This window comes from Vibrio sp. 1874 (assembly GCF_033344395.1).
GTDB classification, from domain to species: Bacteria; Pseudomonadota; Gammaproteobacteria; order Enterobacterales; family Vibrionaceae; genus Vibrio; species Vibrio alginolyticus.
Genome location: NZ_JAWPOR010000073.1, coordinates 1 through 1,549 on the forward strand (window position 1 = coordinate 1; position 1,549 = coordinate 1,549).

Here is a 1,549-nt window from a genome sequence, read left to right on the forward strand (position 1 = left end):
ATTGTCATAACTATCAATTCCGAGCAATTTATCTCGAACTGCGCCACCTACTAAATAAACTTGCACGAATTACCTCTGAATTTATGGATATGACGTTGGACATTGTAGCAAGCAATGGTACTTTTCTTTACTCCCAAGAACAGATGCAACTATGTTTACATCATATTTGATTCTTTTGGGATGGGTTTTTAGCTGGAGATCCTAATGTATAAGGACTTTTTTGGGTTTGTTGAACAGCCGTTTTCGATTGTTCCAAACTCACGTTATTTGTATTTAAGCCAACGTCATAAAGAAGCGATCACGCACCTCAATGCGGGATTGGGCGACGGCGGTGGTTTTGCCATGCTGACCGGTGAGGTAGGAACAGGCAAAACGACAGTGGCCAAAGCCATGCTCGCGAATTTAGATGAAAGCACCAAAGCGGGGCTGATTCTCAATCCGACTTTTTCGAGCCGAGATCTGCTAGAAGCGATTTGCGATGAATTTAAGATCTCTTATCCGCAGGATGCGACGTTAAAACAGCTAAACCAAGTCATACATCATTATTTGCTGCGTAACCACAAGGTGGGTTGGCAGACGTTGCTCGTCATTGATGAGGCTCAGCATCTTGCTGCCGATGTACTTGAGCAACTGCGCTTGTTAACGAACTTAGAAACCGATACCAGAAAGCTGCTTAAGGTGCTGTTGGTAGGGCAGCCAGAGTTGCAACGCTTGTTACAGACTACGCAGTTGCGTCAGCTCGCACAGCGTATCACTGGCCGTTATCATCTGTTACCTCTTGATGAGAAAGAGACTGCGGATTACATCGCGTTTCGTTTGCACACGGCTGGTGGTGATCAGCAACTGTTTCATCGCAGTTCCAGCAAGTTGATTGCGAAGTATAGCCATGGCATTCCGCGTCTCATCAACCTGATTTGTGATAAAGCATTGAATATGAGTTATCACCAGGGCAGTGTCGTTGTCGATAAACAGACGGTGCAACAAGCCTGCGAAGAAGTCATGCAGTTTCAGGCGGACATTTACCAGCAAGATAAACCTCGTCAGCCATTTACATGGCCAGCTTGGGGGTCGGCTGCTATTGGTGTAATGGCAGCGGTTGGTGTTGGCTGGGCTGCAATAAATTACATGCCAGTGAAGCCTAAGACTCCGATGTCGGAAGTCCCCGTTGCTGCGTCTTCGTCTACTCCTGCTCCTCTTATGGCAAGTGAGCAGCTAACTGATGCACAGCGCGATATGCTGTTGGCGCAGAAACAATCCAATCTTGCCGTGAATGATCTTTACCGCCTTTGGGGATATCGAGCATCAGTGCGCGATAATCTTTGCTTGTCTGAGCCTCAATCCACCATGCGTTGTGAAAGAAAAATGGCAACGTGGCCCTTGCTGATGCAGCAAAATCGACCGGTTATTTTAGAGCTGAATTATCAAGGCGATGTTGGTTACGTGATTTTGTATGCAGTTGGCAACGACCAAGTAGAAGTGCTCAATGGCAAACAGCGTCTACGTTTACCTGTTTCGTGGCTGAAACCAATGTGGCAGGGCAACATCATTA

2 protein-coding genes are annotated in these 1,549 nt (G+C 46.7%); one reads left to right on the plus strand and one right to left on the minus strand.

Going from position 1 to position 1,549, the window contains the following annotated elements; all coding sequences use genetic code 11:
* Positions 1 to 66, minus strand: a 66-nt coding sequence (locus tag R8N46_RS25800; protein WP_412079896.1) for a hypothetical protein, incomplete at its 3' end; no start/stop codon positions are given.
* 138 nt (positions 67 to 204) lie between these two features.
* Here R8N46_RS25800 and R8N46_RS24620 point away from each other — a divergent pair.
* Positions 205 to 1,549: ExeA family protein (locus tag R8N46_RS24620; RefSeq protein ID WP_318189701.1), on the plus strand; the 1,345-nt coding region annotated here is incomplete at its 3' end.